34 protein-coding genes and 1 pseudogene are annotated in these 25,410 nt (G+C 50.0%); 8 read left to right on the plus strand and 27 right to left on the minus strand.

Annotated features, from left to right (window positions below):
- Positions 1–3: 3 nt before the first annotated feature.
- From AZH53_RS01550 to AZH53_RS01635, 18 genes are all read right to left on the minus strand, one after another.
- The gene (locus tag AZH53_RS01550; RefSeq protein WP_319641804.1) at positions 4–297 is read right to left on the minus strand and encodes a 50S ribosomal protein L21e; all 294 of its coding nucleotides are present in this window, start codon (positions 295–297) and stop codon (positions 4–6) included.
- The gene (locus AZH53_RS01555; RefSeq protein ID WP_319643613.1) at positions 257–1,555 is read right to left on the minus strand and encodes a tRNA pseudouridine(54/55) synthase Pus10; all 1,299 of its coding nucleotides are present in this window, start codon (positions 1,553–1,555) and stop codon (positions 257–259) included. Before AZH53_RS01555 ends, AZH53_RS01550 begins: the two co-directional genes overlap by 41 nt.
- Positions 1,543–2,124, minus strand: a complete 582-nt coding sequence (trmY, locus tag AZH53_RS01560; protein ID WP_319641805.1) for a tRNA (pseudouridine(54)-N(1))-methyltransferase TrmY — start codon at positions 2,122–2,124, stop codon at positions 1,543–1,545. The genes AZH53_RS01555 and trmY overlap by 13 nt, the downstream gene beginning before the upstream one ends.
- A gap of 6 nt (positions 2,125–2,130) precedes the next feature.
- Positions 2,131–3,450, minus strand: a complete 1,320-nt coding sequence (locus AZH53_RS01565) for a signal recognition particle protein Srp54 (RefSeq protein WP_319641806.1) — start codon at positions 3,448–3,450, stop codon at positions 2,131–2,133.
- Complete coding sequence (ftsY, locus tag AZH53_RS01570; protein WP_319641807.1) at positions 3,444–4,538, minus strand: signal recognition particle-docking protein FtsY; 1,095 nt, start codon at positions 4,536–4,538, stop codon at positions 3,444–3,446. The genes AZH53_RS01565 and ftsY overlap by 7 nt, the downstream gene beginning before the upstream one ends.
- Positions 4,539–4,551: 13 nt before the next feature.
- Positions 4,552–4,962, minus strand: a complete 411-nt coding sequence (gene pfdA / locus AZH53_RS01575) for a prefoldin subunit alpha (protein ID WP_319641808.1) — start codon at positions 4,960–4,962, stop codon at positions 4,552–4,554.
- 31 nt (positions 4,963–4,993) lie between these two features.
- Positions 4,994–5,185, minus strand: coding sequence for a 50S ribosomal protein L18Ae (gene rpl18a, locus AZH53_RS01580; RefSeq protein WP_319641809.1), 192 nt, complete (start codon positions 5,183–5,185; stop codon positions 4,994–4,996).
- A gap of 5 nt (positions 5,186–5,190) precedes the next feature.
- Positions 5,191–5,853, minus strand: a complete 663-nt coding sequence (locus AZH53_RS01585; RefSeq protein ID WP_319641810.1) for a translation initiation factor IF-6 — start codon at positions 5,851–5,853, stop codon at positions 5,191–5,193.
- Position 5,854: 1 nt separating this feature from the next.
- Positions 5,855–6,118, minus strand: a complete 264-nt coding sequence (locus tag AZH53_RS01590; RefSeq protein ID WP_319641811.1) for a 50S ribosomal protein L31e — start codon at positions 6,116–6,118, stop codon at positions 5,855–5,857.
- A gap of 4 nt (positions 6,119–6,122) precedes the next feature.
- Positions 6,123–6,275, minus strand: a complete 153-nt coding sequence (locus tag AZH53_RS01595; protein WP_319641812.1) for a 50S ribosomal protein L39e — start codon at positions 6,273–6,275, stop codon at positions 6,123–6,125.
- Positions 6,276–6,298: 23 nt separating this feature from the next.
- Positions 6,299–6,886, minus strand: a complete 588-nt coding sequence (locus tag AZH53_RS01600; RefSeq protein WP_319641813.1) for a DUF7411 family protein — start codon at positions 6,884–6,886, stop codon at positions 6,299–6,301.
- Positions 6,886–7,227: a DNA-binding protein gene (locus AZH53_RS01605; RefSeq protein WP_319641814.1), complete on the minus strand. Its 342-nt coding sequence runs from the start codon at positions 7,225–7,227 to the stop codon at positions 6,886–6,888. Before AZH53_RS01605 ends, AZH53_RS01600 begins: the two co-directional genes overlap by 1 nt.
- Before the next feature lie 14 nt (positions 7,228–7,241).
- Entirely contained in the window at positions 7,242–7,691 is a 450-nt protein-coding gene (locus AZH53_RS01610) for a 30S ribosomal protein S19e (RefSeq protein ID WP_319641815.1), read from the minus strand.
- Positions 7,692–7,798: 107 nt separating this feature from the next.
- Positions 7,799–8,038 carry a YhbY family RNA-binding protein gene (locus AZH53_RS01615; protein ID WP_319643614.1) on the minus strand — a complete coding sequence of 80 codons (240 nt, stop codon included), beginning with the start codon at positions 8,036–8,038 and terminating at the stop codon, positions 7,799–7,801.
- The gene (locus AZH53_RS01620; protein WP_319641816.1) at positions 8,028–8,348 is read right to left on the minus strand and encodes a ribonuclease P protein component 4; all 321 of its coding nucleotides are present in this window, start codon (positions 8,346–8,348) and stop codon (positions 8,028–8,030) included. Before AZH53_RS01620 ends, AZH53_RS01615 begins: the two co-directional genes overlap by 11 nt.
- 43 nt (positions 8,349–8,391) lie before the next feature.
- Positions 8,392–9,006 carry a phosphoribosylglycinamide formyltransferase gene (purN, locus tag AZH53_RS01625; RefSeq protein WP_319641817.1) on the minus strand — a complete coding sequence of 205 codons (615 nt, stop codon included), beginning with the start codon at positions 9,004–9,006 and terminating at the stop codon, positions 8,392–8,394.
- A 24-nt stretch (positions 9,007–9,030) separates the two neighbouring features.
- Entirely contained in the window at positions 9,031–10,299 is a 1,269-nt protein-coding gene (locus AZH53_RS01630) for a hemolysin family protein (RefSeq protein WP_319641818.1), read from the minus strand.
- An 89-nt stretch (positions 10,300–10,388) separates the two neighbouring features.
- Entirely contained in the window at positions 10,389–11,210 is an 822-nt protein-coding gene (locus tag AZH53_RS01635) for a sugar phosphate isomerase/epimerase family protein (RefSeq protein ID WP_319641819.1), read from the minus strand.
- Positions 11,211–11,295: 85 nt separating this feature from the next.
- On the opposite strand from AZH53_RS01635, the gene xseA reads away from it, so the two are divergent.
- Both xseA and xseB read left to right on the plus strand, forming a co-directional pair.
- On the plus strand, positions 11,296–12,537 hold the full coding sequence (gene xseA / locus AZH53_RS01640; protein WP_319641820.1) for an exodeoxyribonuclease VII large subunit: 1,242 nt from the start codon (positions 11,296–11,298) through the stop codon (positions 12,535–12,537).
- Positions 12,521–12,703: an exodeoxyribonuclease VII small subunit gene (gene xseB / locus AZH53_RS01645; protein WP_319641821.1), complete on the plus strand. Its 183-nt coding sequence runs from the start codon at positions 12,521–12,523 to the stop codon at positions 12,701–12,703. The genes xseA and xseB overlap by 17 nt, the downstream gene beginning before the upstream one ends.
- Here the strand turns inward: xseB and AZH53_RS01650 are convergent.
- Positions 12,639–13,124, minus strand: coding sequence for a DUF371 domain-containing protein (locus tag AZH53_RS01650; RefSeq protein WP_319641822.1), 486 nt, complete (start codon positions 13,122–13,124; stop codon positions 12,639–12,641). The genes xseB and AZH53_RS01650 overlap by 65 nt on opposite strands.
- Before the next feature lie 104 nt (positions 13,125–13,228).
- Here AZH53_RS01650 and AZH53_RS01655 point away from each other — a divergent pair, with 104 nt between their 5' ends.
- On the plus strand, positions 13,229–13,804 hold the full coding sequence (locus AZH53_RS01655; RefSeq protein WP_319641823.1) for an HVO_0476 family zinc finger protein: 576 nt from the start codon (positions 13,229–13,231) through the stop codon (positions 13,802–13,804).
- Here the strand turns inward: AZH53_RS01655 and AZH53_RS01660 are convergent, their stop codons facing one another.
- Positions 13,805–14,065 carry a thioredoxin family protein gene (locus tag AZH53_RS01660; RefSeq protein ID WP_319641824.1) on the minus strand — a complete coding sequence of 87 codons (261 nt, stop codon included), beginning with the start codon at positions 14,063–14,065 and terminating at the stop codon, positions 13,805–13,807. It abuts the gene before it with no gap.
- Positions 14,066–14,109: 44 nt separating this feature from the next.
- Positions 14,110–14,784, minus strand: a complete 675-nt coding sequence (locus AZH53_RS01665; RefSeq protein ID WP_319641825.1) for a peptidylprolyl isomerase — start codon at positions 14,782–14,784, stop codon at positions 14,110–14,112.
- Positions 14,785–14,971: 187 nt separating this feature from the next.
- On the opposite strand from AZH53_RS01665, the gene AZH53_RS01670 reads away from it, so the two are divergent.
- Together AZH53_RS01670 and AZH53_RS01675 are read left to right on the plus strand one after the other, a co-directional pair.
- On the plus strand, positions 14,972–15,406 hold the full coding sequence (locus AZH53_RS01670) for an Hsp20/alpha crystallin family protein (RefSeq protein WP_319641826.1): 435 nt from the start codon (positions 14,972–14,974) through the stop codon (positions 15,404–15,406).
- 59 nt (positions 15,407–15,465) lie between these two features.
- Entirely contained in the window at positions 15,466–16,251 is a 786-nt protein-coding gene (locus tag AZH53_RS01675; protein WP_319641827.1) for a CBS domain-containing ParB/RepB/Spo0J family partition protein, read from the plus strand.
- Positions 16,252–16,256: 5 nt separating this feature from the next.
- On the opposite strand, the gene AZH53_RS01680 is transcribed toward AZH53_RS01675, so the two are convergent.
- Entirely contained in the window at positions 16,257–17,438 is a 1,182-nt protein-coding gene (locus AZH53_RS01680; protein WP_319641828.1) for an NDP-sugar synthase, read from the minus strand.
- Between the two features lie 98 nt (positions 17,439–17,536).
- On the opposite strand from AZH53_RS01680, the pseudogene AZH53_RS11395 reads away from it, so the two are divergent.
- A pseudogene (locus AZH53_RS11395) lies at positions 17,537–17,812 on the plus strand (YkgJ family cysteine cluster protein); the annotation flags it as partial.
- Between the two features lie 60 nt (positions 17,813–17,872).
- Positions 17,873–18,028: a hypothetical protein gene (locus AZH53_RS01685; RefSeq protein ID WP_319641829.1), complete on the plus strand. Its 156-nt coding sequence runs from the start codon at positions 17,873–17,875 to the stop codon at positions 18,026–18,028.
- Positions 18,029–18,298: 270 nt separating this feature from the next.
- On the opposite strand, the gene AZH53_RS01690 is transcribed toward AZH53_RS01685, so the two are convergent.
- Positions 18,299–19,747, minus strand: a complete 1,449-nt coding sequence (locus tag AZH53_RS01690; protein ID WP_406600365.1) for a cobyric acid synthase — start codon at positions 19,745–19,747, stop codon at positions 18,299–18,301.
- A gap of 160 nt (positions 19,748–19,907) precedes the next feature.
- Between AZH53_RS01690 and yciH the strand changes: the two genes are divergently transcribed.
- Complete coding sequence (yciH, locus tag AZH53_RS01695) at positions 19,908–20,213, plus strand: stress response translation initiation inhibitor YciH (RefSeq protein WP_319641831.1); 306 nt, start codon at positions 19,908–19,910, stop codon at positions 20,211–20,213.
- Between the two features lie 24 nt (positions 20,214–20,237).
- Here the strand turns inward: yciH and AZH53_RS01700 are convergent, their stop codons facing one another.
- The 4 genes from AZH53_RS01700 to AZH53_RS01715 are packed head-to-tail and all read right to left on the minus strand — an operon-like array spanning position 20,238 to position 25,304.
- On the minus strand, positions 20,238–21,248 hold the full coding sequence (locus AZH53_RS01700; RefSeq protein ID WP_319641832.1) for a type II secretion system F family protein: 1,011 nt from the start codon (positions 21,246–21,248) through the stop codon (positions 20,238–20,240).
- Positions 21,249–21,252: 4 nt separating this feature from the next.
- The gene (locus AZH53_RS01705; protein ID WP_319641833.1) at positions 21,253–22,176 is read right to left on the minus strand and encodes a type II secretion system F family protein; all 924 of its coding nucleotides are present in this window, start codon (positions 22,174–22,176) and stop codon (positions 21,253–21,255) included.
- On the minus strand, positions 22,169–24,682 hold the full coding sequence (locus AZH53_RS01710) for a type II/IV secretion system ATPase subunit (protein WP_319641834.1): 2,514 nt from the start codon (positions 24,680–24,682) through the stop codon (positions 22,169–22,171). Before AZH53_RS01710 ends, AZH53_RS01705 begins: the two co-directional genes overlap by 8 nt.
- On the minus strand, positions 24,675–25,304 hold the full coding sequence (locus AZH53_RS01715) for a hypothetical protein (RefSeq protein WP_319641835.1): 630 nt from the start codon (positions 25,302–25,304) through the stop codon (positions 24,675–24,677). The genes AZH53_RS01710 and AZH53_RS01715 overlap by 8 nt, the downstream gene beginning before the upstream one ends.
- Positions 25,305–25,410 lie beyond the last annotated feature (106 nt).

The following is a 25,410-nucleotide window of genomic DNA, read 5'->3' on the forward strand; positions in this document are numbered from 1 at the left end:
AAATTATAGTTTTTGGGGTTTTAGATGTTGCGGTCGGGAAACCACGGTCTTGACGCTGTCGCCATCGGTAATGCTGAGCACCCATGCACGTCCCTGACGTCCAACAATCGTTCCGGTCTTTCCGTGGAACCTGCGGTGAGGCATCCCTTTCTGGACACTGGAGTCGATGACAATGTGGACTTTCTGTCCCTCATCGAATTGCTGAATGACTGACGTTACCGGTGCGATACCGCGGCGTCTAAGCGCCTTTTTAAACTTATACCTGGTCTTCTTTCTCGGGCCGTTGTGATGTGCCATTTTCCTTATCCTCCATTTGTTCGGTTTTCTTCTCCGGAACCACCCCTTCAACGTTGATAACGTCAAGGGCGGTGACCCGGGCTGGTGCCCCGAGGCATTCCGTGAGACTTGGTGTTGTTCTCTTGTTGTCACCAGAGATGAGCTCTTTGATATAGAGGCCGGCATCGCCGACAACTTCTATCACATATTTGCCGTCAACCACATCCATGAGCTCAACATCTATGACATGCCGTTTCCGTATCTTGTCAGCCCTTCGATGAGAAACCCTCTCCGGCGTGCGCTGTGAAATTTGAGCACCCTTGAGGGTATTCAGGGATGATTTGATATCATTAACGGAGAATTCGCCGTCGACTTCTACCAGAATGCTGTATTTCTTATGAGCTTTTCCGGATTTAATGGTTTCCACCTCGCGCCGATTGCTGAGATGGTCAAAGATCACGGCGACTTTCCCGTCAGCATGTCGATTAACTTCTTCTTCGAGATACTCGAGAGGAATGTCCTGTTTCAGGGGATGGATCACCTCAAGTACAAAGGGCCTTCCGGTTCCAAGCATCCTTGCATCGATATCTTCCCTGCCTGCACCATGGAGTATTGCATCCTCAGCATGGAATTCTTCGATGACACGCGCACCGATCAGTTCCTCGACAGACGTCTCGTACATTTTTCCGGTAAAGTTGCATCTCGGACACCCCTTCCCACGGCATTCACGACAGTGCCAGCGTGTCTGTGGAATGCCCCGAAGGTACTTGCAGTATCTGCCATAGATGAAGATGGGATTGATCTCAATCTCGACGCAGTCGTCCTCGATATTGCAGACGGCTACGATATCCGGGCGTTTGAAATCAACCTCCGCCCCGGTGCGGGCTGTAACAACCTTTCCCACTTCCCGGTTGAACTGTGCCTTCAGGGGTTCAGGCGATTTCAGGCCAAGATCACTCCAGACCATCTCCTCGCTCTCTGCTATCATCGGCGGTACTCTGCACCCTACGAGAAGGGTATGATATTCGATACCCTCCAGGGCGTCGACAATTTTGTCAGCCCAGGCTTCAACGTCATCGAAGAGATTTCCGCAAATCCAGCATTCCTCTTTTTCAGGAGAGTATGGGGTATCGTCTTCAAGTGCAAGCGCAGTGCGAAGCCCCTCCCCTCGTTTCTCATTTGTAATCCCGAAAGAGCGTTTCCCGAAAAACCGGCCGAGGCAGTGATTGCATATCGGACCGTATTCGGTTACTCTACGGGAATCTTCTATAACTCCGATGGGTTTTCCCTCCTGTCCATTTCATTGAGCATGATCGTGATCGTATGATCCGCGTGAAGGATCTTTGGGCCGACAGATACCTTCTGTACGTCCTGAATCAGCGCTTCCTCCTCCTCTGCAAAGTTCATGTGATCGGAGAGAAGATAGGCGTCAGGCAGTTCGGCCATTGTCCGGATATCTTCTCCGTTCTCATCAAGTAGTGCCACCTGAAATTCCGAGAGCAACCGGTCAAGGCCTCCTCTTCGAACATACACGCCCTTCGTTGATTCGGAAAACTCGTCGCGGCATGTTGCCGCCAGAGCCTTTTTGATCAGCGACCCTGCACTGCGTTCATCGGGATTCAGGTACCGCACACGTTCGCCACTGAAGAGGATGGTCTTCGGTGGGTCGGGTTCCCCCTGAAGAACAAGATAGCACTCCACATCGCGGCGCAAATCGTGGGAGAGAAAGAGGGAGGAGTTAACGCAGCGGCAGAGGACATCCATCCTCCCTGCACCCCCCGGCATGTCATTCAGAGAAAAATCCCCGGATGTACTGGCCTTGTGGCCGACGATAATAAATCGTTTCATCTGTCGTTACATCCCGCCAAATTTCTTCATCATACGCTGCATATTGAATTTTCCGCCGCCACCGCGCATTCCCTTCATCATGCGTTGCATGGTCTTGTAATATTTGATCAGTTCGCGCACTTCCTCTGGTGAAGTGCCTGAGCCAATCGCAATGCGCTGAACCCTGGAGCCCCCGATGACGGTGGGGTTGTCAAGTTCCTCGCTTGTCATCGAATCCATGATCACTTTGAACCGGTCCATCTTGGCGGAGGTGACATCGAAGGCATCTGAAGGGAGCTCGACATTGCCCATTGGGAGCATGCCCATCACCTGTTTGAGGGGCCCCATTTTTTTGAGCGCCTCCAGTTGTTTGTACATGTCCCTGAGGGTAAATTTCCCCTTCAGCATCGCATTGACATCGATGTCATCGGTATCAATCGCCTCTTCGGCGCGTTCAACGAGTGCGCGGAGATCTCCCATGCCCAGTAGGCGCGAAATAAATCCGTCGGGGTCAAACCGCTCGAGGTCTTCGATGGTCTCCCCCGACCCGATAAAGACGATTCCGCTCCCTGTCTCTGCAACAGCAGAGAGTGCTCCTCCGCCTTTTGCGGTGCCGTCCATCTTGGTGATGATGACACCGTCTATCTCTATCGCTTCATGGAAGCGACGTGCCTGCTCACGTGCCTGCTGTCCGAGCGCCGCATCGATGACGAGCCATCGGTGGGTGGCGGCGGTAAGCTTGTTGAGGGCAATGATCTCATTGATAAGTTCGTCCTCGAGGGCATGTCGGCCCTGGGTATCGACAATCAGCACTTCGGCCGTGTGTAATTTGTCCGTACCCCGACGAACGATATCTTCGGCATCGGTTTCACCCGGCTCGCCGTAACAGGGCACATTGATTTTATCACAGAGGGTTTTTAGCTGCTGGTAGGCGCCGGGACGGAAGACATCGGCGCAGATTACTCCGACGCGAAGTCCCTTTCTCTGGAAATACCGGGCGAGTTTCCCGGTGGTGGTGGTCTTTCCGCTTCCCTGCAACCCTGCCATGAGGATGGTTTGGGGTTCCAGTCTTACATCGGCGTCCGGACCCATCAGGGATACCAGTTCTTCGTACACAATCCGGAGCACATGCTCACGGACGCTCATTCCTGCAGGGGGGGCTTCCTCCAGCGAGCGCTGTTTGATGGAGTTCGTGAGGTCCATCACCAGCTTAACGTTTACGTCTGCCTGGATCAGAACACGTTGCAGATCCCGCACAAGCTCTTCGACCGCGGCCTTATCAACCACGGTCTTGCCGGCGAGTTTCTTCATCGCATCTTTGAGCCCTGTGCTGAATCTGTCTAGCATGTTTCTTCTCCTCCAAGAATTTCTTCAACGATTGTTGCTGGTTCGAACGGTATAATATCGTCATACCCCTGGCCGATACCAAGGAACATGATGGGCTTGCCAATAGTGTGTGCAATCGATATTGCAGCGCCCCCCTTTGTGTCCATGTCCGCTTTCGTAAGAACAACGGTGTCCGTCCCAACTGCATTGTTGAACTCTTCAGCCCGGATGACGGCATCGTTTCCGGCGACAGCTTCATCGACATAGGCGACGATGTCGGGTTTCATCACGCGACGAATTTTTTCAAGCTGGTTCATCAGGTTTGCCCGGTTATGGAACCTCCCTGCCGTATCTGCAAGGACGACATCGATACCATGTGCTTTGGCATACTCGACGGTATCAAAGAGGACTGCAGACGGATCGGCACCTTCCTGGTGCCTGATGACCTTGATGCCTATTCGATCGGCATGCGTCTGCATCTGCTCATTTGCACCTGCCCGGAAGGTATCGCCGGATCCGATCACCACGCTGTAGCCGTTCTTTTTCAAAAAGTGTCCAACTTTGGCAACTGTTGTCGTCTTGCCTGCTCCATTTACCCCGGTAAAGAGGATCTTTACCGGACGCTCGTGAGTATCGATGTAACCGGTCAGCGAGAAACCTTCCCCAAGGACTTCAAGGAGCGCATCCTTGAGCGCCTGTACGACCATCGCATCGACAGACTGGGTGATCTTCTTCTTCGACCCCGTCAGGTCTTCTTTCATCTTTGATGAGATGGCATCAACCGCAGGAAGGGCAACATCATTTTCCAGTAGGATGATCTCAAGATCCTGAAGTGTACCTTCAATCTTTTTCTCAGAGATCACAACTTCACGATCTTTGACGAGGCTTTTTACCTTGTCGCTAAAAGAGGGCTGAGATCTGGATGTGACCTTCGATGATTGTTTTTCTGATGGCTTGGCCGGTTGCGTTTCAACAGAAGGAGACCTTTCAGGTGATCCGGTCACACGAACCGCATCTGAACCCGCGTAGGTCTCTTCAATGGACTCCTCGATGTTTTTCGATAGCTTTCCCCGGACATTTAGGAGTTTTGACTTCAGAGAATCAAACATGCTGGATCACGCATTATGCGCCCCGGTTCATCTGTGACTGGACCTGCATGTAAGCCGCCTCCATTCTTGATGCGACTTCCTTTGCCTGTTTCTGAACCTGTTCAATGGATTCGGCTACTTTCTTTTCGAGTGCTTCAAGCTCCGTAATGCGGCTTTCGAGATAGTTGGTACATTCCGCATTAGTACGCTCAACAACAACGTCCGAACCAATATTCAGAAGAACGGAGTCAGTATCGAGAATTTTTACCCTGAGGCTGGCACCGCCGCCGATCTGAAGAAGTACCACAGGTTCATCTTCATCAGCAAGGGATTTCAGGGTTTCAGCCGCAGTGGCTGTTTCAAGCCTGCGTCCCTGCAGCATTTCGAGTTGCCTGGAATATGCCTCCACCTGCTGAGTAAACTGTGTAAGGTACTGTTCAAGCATCTGAATGTCTCGAGGGTCCACATCAGTCACGTTATTCACCACTTGCAAGAGTAATGCCGTTTATCCGGATATAATTCCTTTTAAGGTGGTGTTTACTTCCGATAATATTGAAAATGCGCTCTTCGGCACCCTTTTCATTAGCGGCTGAAACGATTTTTGTAAAGGGCTTCCATGCATCACGTTCACGGTATTCGCCCTGCACTTCAAATGTTTGTTCTGTCATTGTAATCACTCCACAAAACCTAAAACTTCTTCAATTCTTCCAAGCTCAAATCCGCTCGTTGCCGTTCCCGCAAGGTATCCCTTCGAATTTGCAATCAGGCCGGTTCCAATAAGATTGGATCCCATGTTGATCGTTCCCGTTCCAACCGGAAGATCGGTATACTCTTCGATTGCTTCGATCTCCTGTCTGGAAGCTCGTGGGGGCAGAAGGAATCCCTTATTTGTCGCAACTGCAACCATTCCGACCGTAGCAATGCCTCCTATAGGCATTATCAGGACGGGAACTTCGAGAAAAGTGGAGATCTCCTCTGCTATCCGTTCCGGCATATCGGGGTGGACTACAGCAAGGTCGTCATTTGCGAGAATGACATTTCCTGCTGCATTCATTCCCCGCTCAAGGAGCATCACCTCTCGGTAGCCTTTCAAAAACTCAATTTCCCGGGCTGTTGCAAGTCCGGAGACGATGAAACCACGGGAATTACCAACAAGGAGTGACCCAATAATGGAACTTCCCTGTATTGTCGTTTCGGCAATTTCCACCTGGAGTTCTCTAGCTACGGTACTGATGTACTCTTCGGGGGCTTCGGGTGGAACGAATGCAACATCGTCGAATACTCGGGTGTACACGCCGATATGTTCGTTGCCTGCAAAGTCGATCGTTTCTGTCATTTCACTCTTCTGCAAGTTCTGCCTGGACCTGGCCGTCCTCGAACTTCATCGCCCGGACGCGAATCTTTCGCGGCGGTTTTTCGGATCCATGTTCCCAGACCTTCTCATTGATACTCTTGTCGAGCTTGATTTCTTCGCTCTTCATGTGTTTTGAGAGGTAGGAACGGATCTCCTTGATTGCACGGTTGCTCCTCTTCCAGCGGGGAGCCTTTTTGACATCCCTGAGAGGGATGATGTAGATCTGTTCATTGAGGATATCTGCCATAGCCTTACACCTTCAGGGAGCTGCGCCTCCAGTTGCGGCGGCGCGGGTGTGATACCACATTCCTTTTTGTCTTGATCATTACCCATGCAGGCACGCGGCGATTCTGTTCGCATGCCTTTGCGAGCCTGACCTTACGGCCCTTTGTAATTTTGCTCATGTTTCCTTCACCATGTGGTGGCATTATTCCTGTCTGCCAATCACCAGTGACTGCTGGTGGCGGGAGGGGAATATTCTATACGGGTCGATTCCCCGTGCTTTGAATGCTGCCCGGATTTCCGATTCATAATCCCCGTTTTCGATATGACCTGTTTCCCCGTATTCCACTTTAAAGTGGCGGGCGACAAGTTCCTCAACGGCGGATTTGCCGAATCCAAGCAGAGGCCGCACGTAGGTGCACTCATACCGTGCCTCAAGGCTCTGTACTTCCGGCAGGGTGAGCATAGGAACACGGTCATTCATCCGTGTTCCATCCCCTATAACATCATACTCCTTTGCGAGGGAGGTGATGGCGTTCCTATGCACAAGGTTGATGGCATTGTTCGGATATCCGTCCGATGCCATCATATCGACAACCGTTTCAAGCAGTCCAGCTGAAAATACCCGTTTTCTCAATGGAAATTCCAATGCCTCTGCTGCATTCTCAATGGCCCTGATGGGTGTTTCCCGCCTGAACACAAAGGTGTTGAGTTCGACATCATAGTCGCGGGAAAGCATGAGGGCAGCAAGGGAACTGTCCTTTCCACCGGAAAAGAGTACTCCGGCCTTCATTACTTGCGTGTTATTTTGTAGTCGGTCTTCTGCGGTGTCAGCTGTTTGAGCAATCCTTTGAGCATCTCGTCGTTGATCTTTCCCCTGAGTCTTCCACTCTGGGCAAGCATAACGAGCTGGTGCTCAACAGCCTGTGCAAAATCCGGACGGGTCAGCTTGATGGTATTCAACCGCTCACGCGCCTCGGGTTCGAGGATCTGCATAAGGATCATCTGGATCTGGGCTTCCTGCTGCTTCTGCCGGGCGGCCATCTCCTCCTCTGCTGCAGCCTGACTCATCTGCTGACGCTGGAGTTCTTCCATGCGTCTGCGGCGGAGGTCTGCAAGCTCGTCGTCTCCCATCTATCTCACGTCCATCAGTATTTTGCAAGTGCAGCGTTCTGTTCTACGATCTCCGGCTTGGCGGAGAAGGCAACTCCGTCAAGGAAGGAACGGCCCTTTGCAGTGATAACACGCCCTTCAGGGGTGTTTCCAACAAGGCCTTCCTGCTCAAGCTGCTGCACGATTTTGCGTAGCACCGAGCCGCTTCCCTTCCGGAACTGAGATGGGTTTGAGCCCCGATTCTTCTTGCCTCCGTAGAATGTTCTGAGTCGTTCGACGCCGACGGGTCCGTCGACGTAAATGCGGCGCAGTACAGATGCGGCGCGTATGTACCACCAGTTCTCATCATACGGTGGTGCTTCTTTGTGTACCCCTGTCTTTGCGAACTGTGCCCAGTCCGGAGACTCGACTGCGTCCATAGCTTTGAGCTCTTCTGCAGCCTTCTGGATGAGTACCTCAGGGGGTATGTCGTATACGGTTGTCATTCACTAACCACTCTCATTTATGCCAAGTAGCAGTCTTTACATATTGGTCAGAGCGCCTCTTATATATTTCGTGGTGCGCTTCATTTTTCCCCGAATCCGGTTGTCCGTTACCTGCGTCCCAAGACCATCGTTCTTCCACGCACTTGTATAAGGCGAGCAGCGCAGAGATGGGCAATTTCTTCCGGTTCCACTTCTGTGCTTCTGAGCCATTTGATTTTGACAATTCTGTTGTCACGTATCTGACGGCATATTTCGTCGATTGTATGCTCAGATACGCCGTTTTTCCCAATCCATACCGATGCCTTCAGCCGGCTCGCTTCCTTTTGTTCAGCTCGATTATTTCCTATAGTTCCTCACCACCGGATGTCTCCACTGGTTGCCGCATTCAAGGCATGTTATGATAATTTTTCCTCTGTGAATCCGGACCCGCGCATTGATGCCGGGAACGAGATATGCGAAGCACTTCCTGCAGTATTTACGTCTGAGTTCCCTGGGAATACGTATCCTATCCCTCATTGCAATTCTGCGTGCCCGTTCAACGTAAGTTCTGCTCAGTTCGGGATGAATGCCAAACTCCTCCTGAGCCTCTCGAAATAATATTTCGATGCGTTCGAGTGCGACCGTATTCTTTTTCGGGCGTTTTCTTCGTATTCCCATGGTCCTGTCTGTTTCTGCTTTCCGTACGTTTCAGATATAAACGTTATTCGGCGTCTTTGAGAATTTGAACCTGACGCCCGTTGATCCTGAGGCGGTCTTCACAAAATAGCTGCACGGCATAGGGGAGTGCCTGATGCTCATGTATCATGATCTTTTGTGCTAATGAATCTTCATCATCGGTCTCCGCAACATCTACAACCCTCTGGATGATGATCGGGCCTGAGTCCATCTCTTCATCGACAAAATGGACTGTGCATCCGGCTACCTTCACCCCATATTCAATTGCCTGACGCTGGGCATGAAGGCCGGCAAAGCTTGGAAGCAGCGATGGATGAATGTTGATCATCTTCCCTGCAAATTTTGCAGCTGTTTTGTCATTGAGAAGTCTCATATATCCGGCGAGGACGAAGAGATCCGCTCTTGTCTCATCCATTGCCTGTTCGAGTACCCTGTCATAATCTGATCGGGAATCAAAGGAACGAAAATCGATGACGCGTACCTCAATGCCTGCCCGGCCTGCCCGCTCAATTGCATAAGCCCCGGGGTTGTCGGTTATCAGGCGGATGATGCGGCCCGGAATTGCACCGTCTCGTACACGTTCGATGATAGCCTGAAAGTTTGATCCATTCCCTGACGCGAGAACGGCAATGCGTTTCATAGGATTCATTTGGTGGCGAGAATCTTAACGATTCTCACCGCTGCCGGTTTCCATCGGGAAGATGAGTTTGATGTCCTCGATACGTTTGTCCGCCATTCTCATCACCATCAGTCTGATTCCGCTCTCCGGCATTTCAACGACTTCTCCTTTTTTCGGTATGTGGCCGAGTTGGTTGGTTATTAGGCCCCCCATCGTCTCATAAGAATCATCGAGAGGCAGGGATATATTCAGGGTCTCATTTACCCGGTCAACCCACGCTCGTGAATCAATGATATAGACCATATCGCTAATCTTCTGAATTTCCGGTTCTTCTTCGTCAAATTCATCCATGATCTCGCCGACAAGCTCTTCCAGGATGTCCTCAACAGTGATGATTCCTGCGAAGGTGCCATATTCATTTATGACAATGGCAATGTGCAGTTTTTTCTTTTGCAGCTCGCGAAGCAGGTCATCAATATCCTTCGTTTCTGGAACGAAGTATGCCTCGTAGATGAGTTCGGGAATCGTCACATTCTCCCGCTTCGAATAGATCGCCTCAAACACATCCTTGACATTCAGAATACCGATGATGTTGTCGATCTGGTCGTCGTAGACCGGGATGCGGGTATATCCGGTTTCATTGAAGATGTTGATTGAGTCTTCGAGGGGATCCTCAACATCAATCATGACAACATCTGCGCGTGGTGTCATGACTTCACGGGCGATGGTTTCGGAAAAACGAAAGACCCGATAGAGCATCTCATGCTCCTGCTCTTCGATGGTTCCTTCCTCTTCTCCCACATCAATCCATTGTTTAATCTCGTCTTCCGTGACTGTGGGTCTGGTGATCCGATCCCGGGAAAAAGTCTTTTTCCCGACGTCAATTACCCAGAACAACGGATACAGGGCATATGACAGGTAGAGGATGGGGCGCGCCACGAGAAGAGCAACCCGTTCTGCAGACCGCGCAGCGTATGTCTTTGGAAGTATCTCCCCCATGGTAAGCATCACGAGCGTGGTAAAGAACGTTGCAATTCCTACTCCAATTTCCCCCCAAATGGCAATTGCAACTGCCGTGGCTATTGATGCCGCGGCGATATTGACGAGATTGTTCCCTATGAGGATGGTGATAAGGAGGCGATCAGGGTCTGCCTTCAGACGTTCAAGGGCGGATGACCCCTTTTTCTTCTGCTCGACAAGTGTCCGCACCTTTGCAGCGTTTAAAGAAATCAGTGCAACCTCTGAACCGGAGAAGAATCCTGAGAGAAAGATGCAGACCACAAAAAATATCAGTGCAACACTATATTCGATCATTGCACCCGGCCGTCCGTACGGCTTATAGAATGGTAACTATTCATATACTGTAACGCATCTTCTTTGGTGGTACATCCACATAAAACCTTTTAGTCAAAGAAACTTTCAAGGAAGGCGACTTCTTCTTCGAGAATGGTTACTTTCTCCTCTCCGGACAGGTGTCTGCTGAAATGGAGATCCTCGAGTTCAAGAATCAGCGGCCCCTCGTATCCGTAATCGGCAAGCAGGGCGATTGCATGTCCCGTGAGTTGATCACCATGAACCCGCATATGCGGCCCCCCGGCACCGACGGCACTGACATGAACGTTTGCAATACGATCAAAAAACCAGTTGATGTAATCTTCGAGGTCGTCGGCATTTCCTGTTTCGGCATGCGCAGTGTCGAGGGTAAAAGAAAGCCAGGGATGATTTTCCAGGACTTCTGCCATCTGTTCAGGGGAGCAGAGCAATGCATTGATCTTTGGTTCCATATTTTCAATGGCAACCGGCACGGTGGTGTCTTTCATGCAGGCATGGACTGCATCAAGGTAATATTCCAGTCGGCGATAGTCCATCTCCGAGGGGGGGCGCTTTGCAGTTCTTCTTCCAGGATGGATGGTCAGGAGTGAAGCATTGGTGAGGGCGGCAATCTCTCCGGCGTTGCAGGTATACCCAATCGATACTTCGACAATCCCGGGATTGATGGAGCATGGGTTGAGATCCAGAACAGGTGCATGTATGGCGATTGGTAAGAGACATGGGTGGGCATCAATAGACTCTCGTAATTCCTGAATCGGCAGTCCCGACAACCAGAAATACGGCGTTTCAACCCAGAATTCTATTGCAGAACATCCTGCCTGTTCCAGAAAAGAAAATATTTCCCTGACCTGGTACTCGTGGAAAAACATGCTCGAACAACCGATCCGGACCATGATCACTCCTTTTCATGGTATCCCATTAAATTTCCTGTTGAGGTCAACCCATAGGTTGAACATGGCCAGTGACGATATCTGACAGATGGACTGGTTTGATTCGCGCGAAACCTCCTGTCCTGTCTATTCCGTTGACCAGATCTCAGCGGTGATACGGGATCTGCTGGATGATCGCAGATTGCGTGACGTGTGGATATCCGGGGAAGTCACGAACTGCACAAATCATCGGTCGGGACATCTCTATTTCTCCCTCTCAGGAAGTGCCGACACCTCACGGCGCCCATCCCTTATTCGTTGTGCGGTATGGAAATCCTATGCCCGTGAGCTTGAGTTTCTTCCGGCAAACGGAATGCAGGTTCTTGCGTACGGTTCTGTGGATCTCTACGAACCGAATGGAGAATACAAATTCATCGTTCGTGATATGCGACCTGCGGGGGAAGGGGATAAGCACCTCATGGTCGAACGCTGGAAAGCGGCGCTCGATAAGGAAGGTGTCTTCGATCTTGATCGGAAAAAGCCACTGCCGCAATTTCCTGCTTCTGTTGGTGTCGTTACCGCTGATACAGGGGCGGCACGAAGGGATATCGAACGTGTGATTGCACGTCGGTATCCATTGCCGGTCCTTCTTGCCCCCTGCAGAGTACAGGGTGAGGGTGCACATACGGAGATTGCCGCTGCTGTTCGCGCGCTCGACGGCAGGGTTGACGTCATTATCGTCGGAAGAGGGGGAGGTAGTTTCGAAGATCTCTTTGAATTCAATCATCCTGATGTTGTCCGGGCAGTTGCCGCATGCCAAACGCCGGTGGTCAGTGCAGTTGGTCATGAGGTTGACACGACACTGGTGGATTATGCCGCCGATGTGAGGGCTGCAACGCCATCTGTTGCAGCAGAGCTGGTTGTTCCGGACCGGATTGAGATGATGCGGGGGCTTGAGGAGATCCATGAGCGCCTCAGGCGGTCGGTCGATCGCACGATTGTACGGGAGCATGAGGGCCTCGTCTACCTCTGTCTTCGTCTGCGGCCGGATCGCCTCAGAAAGAGAATCAATTTTGAGCAGCAGGGTCTTGCAGAGATGACAGACAGGCTGAACAGGGGATATCAGCGCATTATAGAACGCCAGAAGGTTGAACTTGCAAATTTATCCGGGTTACTTCGTGCCGCTCATCCCCTCCTTCCCCTTGAACGAGGATACACGATGGTGCGGGATAACAACCGACTGATCTCATCGGCACATGATGTCAGCACCGGGGATGAAATCATGGTATTCTGGCATGACGGTTCGGCAAAGACAAAGGTAATGGAGATGCGTTATGACGATAAGTTATGAAAAAAAGATGGAAGAACTCAAAACCATCGTGGCAAAACTTGAAGACGGGTCCGCCCCTCTTGATGAAATGATCGAACTGTACGAGCGTGGAGTCTCACTCGTCAAGGAGTGTGAAACAATCCTTGAAGAAGCTGAAATGAAGGTGTCTCTTCTTCAGGACGGCTGAATACCTCCATTTTTACGGTCATCGGGTTTCCTTTCTTCAGCCATTCAATCAGAGGCCGGGGAATGCCCGAAGCGGGCATATCAGAGCAGATTCCTACTGTCCTGTCGCAGACATATTCGCTCATGCGCCATACGAGATCTGTCGGGTGTGAGAGGTTCATTTTTTCGCTTCCTTTGGAGAGGATTATGCAGGAGTGACCGCCACCTTCAAGTGTGGTTCTGAGTACTGCCTCATCCCTTGCAAGGGCGGATTTAAACGCATCCGAGAGTGCAGCAGCTCCTTTATCTGAATCGATTCCGACGATGCATGTGCCACATGTTGTCAGGTACGAATCCGTCGTTATCTCAAAGGTGGTCCTGTGATCCGCTTTGACATTCGGGTGTCCGGAACACCGGATAAATTCGCGTATACACTCTTCCATGCTGCTGCACAAGATGTGATTCTGTCATTATTTCAATATTGTTGTACCTGCAGTCACTGCCCTGTCGGGAGGGTATATCTTCTTCTCGGTTCAATAAGGTGAGAATGAAAACGTATTGCAGATGCCCGTCCTGTGGTGAGGAAAATGACCATGCAATACTCAAAGAGGCCGGGGACCTTTTGGTACAGTGCGTGGACTGCGGGAATATTTTCCATATCCGCAAACCCAAAGAACCGGAGGTCCTTGTCATCCGCACCGTTGTGAGCGATGCCGAAATCTCCGAAGTTGGGAATGTCGAACTACTCGAGGATGAAATCTGTGGGAAGGGAGACCTCCTGGTTGCTGAGATCGGTGATGAGGTCTTCACTGTAGAGGTGACGGGGATTGAATGCGGAGACAAGCGCAGAAACCGTGCTAAAGCGTATGAGATATCAACGCTCTGGACGCGCCTTGTGGATGAAGTGGTCGTCAAGGTGTCCGTTCACGATAAACGAAGGACTATCCCGTATTACATCCGTTGTGAAGGTGAGCGTGACTTCGTAATCGGTGAGATCGAACGGATAGAAAAAATACCCTTCCGTATAACCCACATCAAACTGAGGGATGGAGCCATGATGCGAAAAGAGGGATGGAAGGCGTATGCACGGAAGATTACACGGGTGTACGGAACCCGTGTCTGATCACATATATCGGCGGACGGCCTCCTCCAGCTCTTCGGACTGAATAACGCCCACGAATTTTTCTTTTATTTCTTTGTCGAATAGAATAACAATCGTCGGAGTGAGGTGCAGATCGTATTCTTTTATCACCTCGGGAGATTTCACCGCATTGATCTCCTCAATATGAATTCCCGTCTTTTTCTCGACTTCACGGTTGATGGGTTCCTGTTCCTCGCAGCCGACACAGTTTTCCTGATAAAAACAGAGCACCTCGAGTGGCATGAAAAAGAGATGGGGGAGGAGGTATAAATACCTCCCGCCTTGCGTTATACTATGGTCTCAACCCTGACGTCGGCACCGGCGTATCCGTATAGGACCGTCAGACTTTCATCGCCAATATCTGTAATCCTTGCATAGCGGGTTGCAATTGTCTGCGGGGTTTCATTTTCGAGTGCGATCTCAGGTTGAGGAGCGAATCCGAGCGGAATCCACATACCAACTTCAGCCTCTGAGAAGTTGCCACCGATATTCTCGTACTGTTCTTTTGACATTTCCCGCTCCATTGATGAACCGAATGGGAAAGTAACGGTCGTCGAGTCGCCTTCTCCAAGACCAACAACACTGTCACTGATTGCCTGCATCTCTGTTTCAAAGAGAGCGTAGCTGATGACACCGGACGGGTATACATAGACTTCAACAGGAACGATGAAGTCGTCATAGGTCTGGTTAACCATGAACTGGATCGGCTGGCTTACACCTGCAAGAATGCCTTCCGTCTCGACTACCGAGGTGTCGGAGGTAATGATAGGTGTTCCTGTCTCATCACGTATGGTATACTGCACGGCCACAATCGATCCCTCTTCTGCCTTCTTGAATATATTGAAGAACCCCATGGTAAGAGTAAATCCAAGAACACAGGATATCAGGATGAATACGACGAATACCCGGGTCGCTGTCTTCGCCCAGTCATCGTTTTTCTTCTTCGTATCCTTTTTTGCCATTAAGTAATAGGTTTGCAACTGTATGCCTTAAAGCTGTATTATCCTGCTACTTTTTCGCACCCGAATTTCAGGTATGAATCCAGGGATAATTTTATTAATCTAATGCTCACTTCAAGGTAGTATCTGAGTGTGTTCTCAGGGTATGCGGAGGTAGATGATGGCTATAAGGAGAAGATATCCGTTTAATATGCTATGGAATGAACTGGATGAAATGCTTGCAGAATGGGAGGACCGTGTTCACAGCACAATGGCCACGGGAACGAGTCTTCCGGCTGTAGTGGGGCCGGCTCTGCGGGGAGAGTGCCGCGTCGACGTCTGGGAAGAGGACGAAGAGGTTATCATCGCCGCGGATCTCCCCGGTGTCGAGAAACCCGAGGTCAGTATCCGCCTTGTTGATCCGCAGATTCTTGAAATACGTATCGAGAAGAAGGTGGATTATGAGGAAAAAGAAGAACCGGACTACTATGTCAGGGAACGAATTGCCGGGAATATGCAGAGGAGGGTATACCTTCCTTCAGAGGTTGTGGACGAGGGTGCGACAGCGACATTCAGGAATGGAGTCCTCGAGGTTCGGTTCAAAAAACTTGCCCGGGAAACCGGGACTGTCATTCCCATTGAATAACACTTTTTTACCATTTCATCGATTCATTGATGAATTCCCGATGACAATAGAGAATACGCATGGGGAAAAAGAAGGTCCGGGACTACATGACCTACGATGTGGTGACGGTAAATGCCAGCGGCACCGCAAAGGACGTCATAAATGCAATACGGGATACCAACCACGACGGATTTCCCGTCGTTGACGGAAGAAAAGTTGTGGGGTATGTTGCGGCACGCGATCTTCTCTTCGTCTATCCTCACACGCCGGTTGAGAGAATCATGTCCCGCCACCTGATCGTAGCTGACCCTGATATGGATATCAACGATGCCGCACGGGTAATATTTCGTTCGGGTATTCAGAAGCTTCCGGTTGTCGATGATGCAAATAACCTCATCGGGATTATTTCAAATGCCGATGTTATTCGCTCACAGATTGAGCATGTGTCCCCGGATAAAGTCTTTAAATTTATTGAGACCCTGCGACAGCTGCACGATGTCGAACCGGCCCTTGTCCGTGAGTCCGTGCCCATCGGAGAGTTGCTGCCAACCCAGTCAAAGATATATCAGGACGAGCTGGAGGGGCGAATCTATGAAATAAAAAAAGGGCTTGCAGAACCTTTGATCGTCGTTCGCCGCCCCGGAAGGCTTATTCTCGTTGATGGTCATCACCGGGCAATCGCTGCAAAACGTATTGGAATCAAAGAACTCGATGCATACATCATAGAAATTGATGAAGATATCGAACTCGGGCTTGAACGGACGGCAAAAGAGATGAAACTGAAAACCCTGGACGATGTCCGGGTTCTTGATTATGCCCGCCATCCCCTTGTGGCAGTGACGCACCGCCTGATGCGCCACAACTGATCGCCTCAGGACCCGTGATGGGACATGTCATACTTGTCGTTGAGTACGATCTCCCTGACCGCCGTTCCTTTTTCAATCAAGGCCTCCGGCCAGATCCTGATTCCAGCATGGACAACACTTCCGGCTCCGATGACTGAACGTGGACCGATAACAGTGTCATTCTCAATGTTGCACCCTTTATCTATCGAGGCATGATTATCGATGATGCTCCCACTGATAGTTGAACTGTCTCCAACCCTGACATGATTATAAAGGGATGATGAAAATATTTTGGCTTTCTCGCCAATCCTGCAGTTATTCCCGATGCTCGTGTACGGGCCGATGATTACATCCTTTTCGATCTCTGTCCCGGCACCGATGGAAACGGGTCCTATGATCTTGGAATTCTGGCCGACAACAACCGCATCTCCCAGACTCACCGGACCGTGTATGGTTCCTCCTTTCACCGTGATGTCGCCGGAAATATTAGTATATGACATCTCCTGCAGTTTCCAGTGTTCGGCCTCCCGGAGGGATCGCGGACTCCCGACATCAGACCAGTTTCCCCGTGCCAGCCATCCCGCAAGATGGGTGGAAGGACTATTCATGAGGATTGGGAAAAGGTCCTTAGCAAAGTCAAATTTTGTATTCCGGGGGATATATTCAAAGATTTCAGGGTTACAGACATACATGCCGGTACTTGCCAGGTTGGAAAAAATTTCTCCTGGGCCGGGTTTTTCCTTAAATCGGAGAATATGGTATTCCGCATCGATTTCTGCAATACCATACTCGGATGGTTCATCGATGCTTATCAGGCCGATTGAGACGGTTGCATCGCCACGAATGTGTTCCCGGTAAAACTGTAAGAGATCGATATCGGTGATATGGTCCCCGCCGACGACGAGAAACGGTGATTCCATTAGATACTCACGCGCATTGAAGACACTTCCTGCGGTTCCAAGTTTTGTTTCTTCGTGGACGTACGTGATATCCGCCCCAAAGAGGGACCCGTCACCGAGGGTCTTTTCTATGGTGTCTCCCTTGTAGCCGAGGGTAATGATAATATCCGTAAATCCGAGGTTTGCCAGATGATCAACCAGATGAATGATGGATGGAACATTGACAATCGGAATGCACGGCTTTGGCCTCTCGAATGTCAGGGGGCGAAGGCGCGTTCCTTCTCCGCCGCACATGATACAGACCTTCATGGATGATGGTTTGCGTTTCTCGCCAATAATTCTGCCCGTTTACCTGTGATGATGCACAGGTCGCAATTTTCACATAGTCTGGAGACAATACCTCACCTATGCGGCGTGAGAGGTTTGAGTGTACGGTATGCGGGCGATGCTGTTTTGGAATGGGTAAGTATGTCCGTATCGTCGGGCAGATGGGTCCGAATCGGTTAGCCATTCGCCATGAACTCTCAAATGAAACTTGTTATGCAACGATCGAAAAAAAATTCAGGGATGATTTTGATCTTGCCCATGCAATGGGGATTACGGAAGGGTGGTGTCCGTTCCTTTGTGAAGAGGGTGATGGGAGATATCCCTGCATTATCCACGAAACCCGCCCCGGGTTTTGCCGGAACTTTACCTGTTGCCGGATGCGGGTTTATAGCAGTGACGGGGTGCCTGTGGCGCGGGTGAAGGGGAAGTCATCCGTCCTGACCGATGACGATGATTTTGCCGAATGGTGGAAGATCTCGATTGCCTCCCTTCCCTGCGAGGGAAGGGAATGGGAGGAAGAGGCAGGCAGAATCCTTGCTTCCAAGGGCTTTAGTGTGGTATGGTATGACTGAATCATCCCGGAGGGTGCTTCCTGTTGCCGGCGGATCAGTCCAGTGCCTGCAAAATAAGCGTGAACAGATTGAACGGTGCCGCTTTTGCGTCCATTCTGTCAGTTTTTATTCAAAGGGGGCATGGCGCCCCTCTCCAGCGCGTGCATTCTGTTTGTCCTGCCGGACAACCGAAGAGGTTGCCCTCGACACTGTTGAAAAGGTGTGCTGTGACGATAACGGAAGGGAAGGATTTTGCAGTATGATGAATGTAATCAGCTAACTGGTCTTTCCTCAGATACACTTCATTATCTGGTTCATATCGAGATGCCGTTCGAAGTGTGCGGCAAGTTTTTCATACGCGTCGTCGGTGAATTCGGAGTAGTGTTCGGGTACCGGAGCATACTCCACCCCCTTCTTTTCACAAAGATATGAGAGGAGGCCATTGACGGCATTTCTGTTCTGGAACAGACCGTGAAGGTAGGTCCCGAATATCATCCCGTTCTCTGATACGGCCCCCTCCGTTTCGAAGGCATGGGGACACAGCTGCGTATCGGTTGTGCCCATATGTATTTCATACCCCGACACTTCACCAATTCGGGATAGGATGGGACCAACCGGCGCAGCCGTGCGCTGAACCTGCACTGTTGTCTTCGTGTAACCGGAGAACTCGGTGATTATATCAAGAAGTCCAAGTCCCCTGATGGTTATGTTTCCTTCCTCAACACCGTGGTCGCGGATGACGGCACCCAGCATCTGATAGCCGCCGCAAATCCCTATAACAGGTATGCCGCGTTTTGCCGCCTTCACAATTTCCCTGTCGCATCCCGTTGACCGGACAACCTCCATGTCACCGACGCTGTTTTTTGTCCCCGGAATGATTATGGCATCATATTTGTCAAGAGGGGTACCAGGTGGTACGAAATCCACCGGTGCATATCGTTCCAATAGTTCAAAATCTGTGAAATTTGAAATTCGTGGAAGGCGGATGATCGCGATTCTGATATCTCCCTCCCGTTGAATTTTATCGCCAATCGAGAGAGAATCTTCACTTGGAAGAGCAATGTCGGTATAGGGAATAATCCCAAGCACCGGGACTTCGCATTTCTCCTCAATAATACAGACCCCCTCGTCGAAGAGTGATGTGTCCCCTCTGAATTTGTTGATGATTATTCCCTTTACCTGGGTGCGGATATCCTCCGGAAGGAGCATGATGGTTCCGTACAGTTGCGCAAAGACTCCTCCCCTTTCAATATCGGCTACGAGTATGATGGGAAGCTGAAGCCTGCGTGCGAGGAGTATATTTGCAATATCTCGTGTGAAAAGATTGCATTCTGCCGCCCCGCCGGCCCCCTCAATAACCACTGTCTCATAGTTAGTCGCCAGATGTTCATAGGCTTCAGTGACGATGTCCAGAAGTCGTTCGGTCTGGCGATAATATTCCCCCACCTTTACATCCATGAGGGGTTTGCCCATGAGGACAACCTGTGATTCACTGTCTCCTTTCGGCTTCAGGAGAACAGGATTCATCTCAGCCCCGGGTATGGCACGTGCTGCAATTGCCTGAATTGCCTGGGCAATCCCGATTTCATCTCCTGAAGGGGTAACATAGGAATTCAGGCTCATATTTTGTGATTTGAACGGCGCCACTGAAACTCCCCTGTTGGAAAGAATCCTGCAAAGTGCGGCGACTGTCATGCTCTTTCCTACATGTGATGCGGTACCGAGGATCATAAAGGACATAGATAGGTACGAGTGCAGCGTTGTTTAATAAAATTATATTGATCTAAATCGTGTTAATATGTATTTTCAGCCAGCGAAACAGGAAGACCTCCTTTTCATCGGGAATGGAGCCGCCTGGTATGCCAACAAATATATAAGCAGAGCATGAAGGTACATGGTAATGACTGGAGGTATATGTCCTAAATGTGGACTGCCCAAAGAGCTCTGTATATGCGAAGAAGTAGCAAAAGAACAGCAGCAGATAAGTGTGAAGATCAACCGCAGGCGATACGGAAAGGAGGTTACAGTCATTGACGGCCTTGATCCGTATGATATTGACCTTGAAGAACTTCAGAAATATCTGAAAGGAAAACTTGCATGCGGCGGTACGGTGAAGGGCAATTCAATAGAATTGCAGGGAAATCATCGTGAGCGTGTCAAGAAACTCCTGCTGGACAAGGGTTATAAACTGGATAATATCAATTGATTTTTTTTCCTTTAAAAAAAAAATTCAGATGAAGAATCTGAATGCCATCCACGCGATGATTACCATTACAACTGAGTATTTCAATCCGGCAACGGCTCTTCCCTCACCCATCTGACCCGCGACAAGTCCGGAGAAGAATGCCTGTATCACGGCAGCATGCAGGAAGAGCCGACGGTAGAAGTCCATATCGATGTTTCCACCAAAGGACATTCCCCCGGTATTCCCTGATGCGGCCATCGCAGCTCCGGCCTCTGCCATGGTATCCAGAAATGTTCCGGTCATCACGGCAATCACGAAGAGGAAGACAAGGAAGGAAATAATCACAATAATCACATAAATGAGCATGTTATTGCGACGCTCGGTTTCGAGATTGACAAATTCATACGTGTCCGAGGCGGCGGCCCGCAGGACTTCGCTCACATCTCCGCCTGCACTGCTGGCCTTTGCAATCAGGTCGACACTCCTCTGGGCGAGTGTTGTACCGATTCTCTCCCCAAATTGGTAGATGGCCTCAACGAACGGAATGTTCCAGGACATCTCTGCATCGAGTTTCTTAATATATTGTGTAAGGTTGCCATATTCTCCTGTGGCGACAATATGGATCGCATTGGGAAGTGTCATTCCACTCTCATTCATTCCTGCGACATCACGGAAGAAATTCGGGAGCGAAATATTCAGATTACGCATCCTCATGGAGTGCCTCAGGTCGAGATATGCAAGAGGGATGCAGGCGATCATCAGGGAGAGGAGGAATATGTCATCGATCACGGTCGTGGTAAACGCTGTGATCAGCCCATATTGACTTATCAGATAGATCAACCCGATGAAGAAGATCAGGATTGCTACCGGAATGGAAACAATAAGAATGTTGAGGGGTTTTTCTGTCAGCACCTGGACCGGATGCTTCATGAATCTCCCGATTCCTTCCCGTGCCTTGTGCTGTTCCTCAACTTTTGTGAGGATTTCATCTTCCCTTTTTACCTCGGGGGATAATGGTTCGGCCGGGTCCTTTTCTTTCTTATCAAACAGTTTCATCTCTTTACACCTCCGGGGTCATGGAACTGATCATGATGATGAACATGATACTGCCCAGTGGAATGATTCCGTATATCACAGCGTAAAGGAACAGGGGATCTGTTTCTCCGCTGATGGTTGACATAATCGACTGAAGGATGATCAGGAAGAGTGTTCCTGCCACAAGGGCTGTTACATATGATTCGGATATCAGTCCGAGCGTCTCAAGGAAGGTCTTCTGCTCGAGCCTGTTCTCCCTCGTATACTGCTCGGATTTTGTTCGGAAATATTCTGTGAGGTTACTCCCCGATGAGATGCTGGCAGTAGCCCCCTGAAGGAAGTCGCGCATGCGTGCGCTGGGAGTATAAATCCCCCCAATTCGCAGAGCATCCAGGAGATCCTTACCAAAAATATCTATTTCCCTGGCAATGTATCTCGCCTCCACAGCACTCTCCCCATAGATTCTGGACTGACCAAGAAGCCTGAAGACCTCTGCCGGGGTAATACCCGCCGTTGACATGGCAGTGACGTAGTTGATTGCATACGGAAGAGTAGCATCAATGTTCCGGCGCCTTTCCCCGGCCATGACGCCGGGATAGATGAGGAAGATTGCATACGTCACGCCACCGAATATGAGAAGGCTCACGCCAAAGACGATGATTGTTCCGATGAGGAGTTTGAAGGGTTCGAGTGCGATAATAAAGGATGGGACACTCCCGTGATAAACAATCATTTCGGGGACCCGAAATGCCCATGTGAGAAGTCCGATGCCCGCCCCGGCGAGGAGACCTACAATAACCGCTGATATCACTGCCGTAGACAGATACGCTTCAAATGGAGTTGTCATTCTGGCCCTCATCATATCTGTTCTCAGAAAGAGGAAATCATCCCTCTTCCTTCTCATCCTCTCGCCGAGCAGATTGAAGCAGAAGCGTTCAAAACTATTCATAGAGGTCACCTCTCACGAGATCCATGACCGTTTCGGGGTCACGGTAATATGAGAGGAGCACTTTTCCAACTTCTTCATAGTGGCGGATCTTTTTAATACGCATCCATTCGAGAATTTCCTGTCTTCTCTTCAGTTCTTCACGCATCCGTGCTTCGCTCCAGCCTTTGGTCTCCATGATGTCTTCAAGGACATAGGATTTGCCGGAATATCGAATTTCATCCGTCGCGGCATTCCATTTGAATACCTCGTTTGTAATGAGTTCCTTTGTTCGCGGATCGATATCCAGAATTTCGATCAGCGCCTTGTTGCGCCGGATACGCTGACCACCGAAGCGTGCCTGTACCTGAACACTGACAAGGTCGAGTGCGCTCAGCATGTTCCGGGGCACATTCATCGGGGGGTTTTCGAACCGGTGCACCACACTTGCCACAGAATCTGCGTGCACGGTTGCATAGGTGACGTGACCGGTACTCATTGCCTGGAAAAGTGTCTGTGACTCCTTACCACGAACCTCACCAACGAGGATGTATTCCGGCCGCTGACGAAGTGCCGCACGAAGGAGTTCGTACATGTCGATGGACCCTTTTCCGCTGGAATCGAACGATTCCCTTGTAATCGAGGGGATCCAGTTCTTATGCGGAAGCTTTAGTTCTCGCGTATCCTCCAGGGTAACAATTTTCGCGAGTGGTGGGATGAAGAGTGATATCGCATTGAGCGAGGTTGTCTTTCCTGATGCAGTGCCTCCGGCAAAAATACAGGATTTCCCGTTTTCGACAGCAAGCCAGAAGAATGCGACCGACAGGGGAGAATATGTTCCCCACTCGATCAGATCGGTCGGGGTGATCGGTTCTTCCTTGAATTTACGGATGGTAAATGTGGAACCATGCGCCGTCACCTCACGTCCAAGGGTCATCTGAATACGGGAACCGTCCGCCATTGTTGCATCAAGCATCGGCTCTGATATGGAGATGTATTTTCCTGCACGCTGAGCCAGTTTTGTAACAAAAGAGTCCAGTTCGGCAGTATTGTCATAGGACAGGTTTGTCTGGATTGATTCATAGTTCGAATGGAAGACGAATATCGGGGACTTTAGCCCGTCGCATGAGATATCTTCAATATATTTGTCATGCATGACGGCATCGATAACACCATCGCCGAGGAACGTCTTCTGAATATTATAATAGACTTTTGCCCGGGATGGTGGATCCAGTTTGATACCGTAATCGAAGATGATCTCGTCGACTGCACTCTTCAGAGCTTCATTTGCCTTATCCTTGGTGAGATCCTGGGTATTTACATCGAGTGTCTCAAAAAGGCGCTGGACGATTTCATCTCTCAGGACCCGTTCGGCTTCAGTCAGTACCGGTTCGATGACCCGATACTGGTACTCGTGGGCATTGTGATCAAAGATAATCCGGATATAGGCGAAGGGTTCGTTGACGGGATACAGCTCAATCTCTTCGACGGCATCGTTCTCATTCATCGTCAGGTCGACGACCGGCCCATGAATGCTCGGATCGTACTCTTCGACCTCCCCTATGATCTTTCCGAAGATTTTGCCGCCGAATTTTCTCTTTTTCTCCTCTTTGACAGGACTTGCAGGAGTCTCCGGCGGTGTCATCTTGGAAAGATCAAGATTATCGACATCTCCCTGAACAAGGCCGTCAAGTGCTGAGAGAATCTGTTTCCTGTCAACAAGATCAAATTGACGGTCCTTTTCGGAAATATGGAATTCCTCCAAATCGAGCTCTGCACCCTTTGCCAGAATTAGACTTGAGAGCCCGCTGAGTTCATCGATACTCACGACCCCGGGAGTTTTTCCTGCAGAATCAGCAGTAGTCGACCAGTGAGTTTTTCCAGGGGAAGGGCCGTCCATGGCGTCGGTATGAACAATGACTTCTCCTCCCTGTTCATCCGATTCCTCATCGGTGATACGGGTCACTTTTGTTACAGGTCCTCCTGACGCCGTATGGATGGATGGGGCTTCTGCCTCTTCGTAGGTGGTGAGCACCTCACTGATGACAGAGCTGACCTTTCCGTCATTGATTCCGTCCCGCTCCTGTACATTTTCACTTTCTCTGATTTTTTGAATCATATCCGATAGTGAACCGGGGGGGGCGGGTGTTTCCGCCGTATTGCTGGATTGAGGCTTGTCCTCCGGGTTTTCAATATCCAGTGTCGCCTCGATTGCTGATTCTTCTTCTGATTGGCGTTTTAGTTCTTTTATCAGGCTTCCCAGGTCCTGTGCGGACGATCCTGCAGGTTCCGTTGGCGAAGATTGTGGTTGTTCCGGTTTACTATCAGAAATCTTCTCATCCTCTGAGATCTGCCCAGTGGACTCTTCCTGTGCGATATTTACCGTTTCGTCGGGAGAATCCTCCAGACCCCTGGTCACTCCGCTTATGATATCCCCGGCATTTTTATCCACATCCGATGCATGTGTTTCATCCTCAGATTTTTTTGTGAAGCCCTTTATCCCTTTGAAAAGTGAATTTTTGTCATTCATTCATCCCACCTCCGATTTCAATAATTGTTTCCACCCTTGAGTCATTGAACTCAATCCTAAACTTGTGAATCTTTTGATCACGGTCAACAATGACGCAGTCGTAAATGCCATTAACCAGTTTAAATGTAACATTCCCTTCCGCCCCGGTCAATTCGCTCAGAAGCATCTGACGTCCCTTCCTGATCGAGACCCTGACGCCCTGTTTCGGCTGATTATTCTCCAGAATGATCAGTTTCAATGTCCCCCTCGAAAGTTTGGCACCCCCAATTGTTGGAATATCATCCAGCTGAGATCCATGTAGATGGCCTTTATCATAAATTCTGCACCCCGCTGCCACTGACTCTGCATACCGATGGTCGCAAACATAGACCTTGAATTTGCTGTCTTCCTTGCAGAGATAGATTGCTTTATCTCCAAAAAGATTACCTTCGGACGACATGAGCGCTGCCCCTTCCGGTTGCCCGTCAACAAATATCAGAAGAAATTGTTTTTCCTTATCCGATGACAATGCAAGTCCAGAGCGTCCTGAAGCCTTCATCTTGCTAATCAGGTCGTCGGTTCCGTATTCACCGGCATATTTGGAATTTTCAATGACAACCCTGATATGATCCTCAATTTCCATCCTATCACCACACCCCACCGATACCATTTATATCCTTCAATTTTTCATTTAATATATTTTTGCCATTCAATGGGCATTTTTTCATCTCTGGTGTTCGTCGTTTGTC

Source organism: Methanovulcanius yangii, from assembly GCF_018687785.1.
Classification (GTDB): domain Archaea; phylum Halobacteriota; class Methanomicrobia; order Methanomicrobiales; family Methanomicrobiaceae; genus Methanovulcanius; species Methanovulcanius yangii.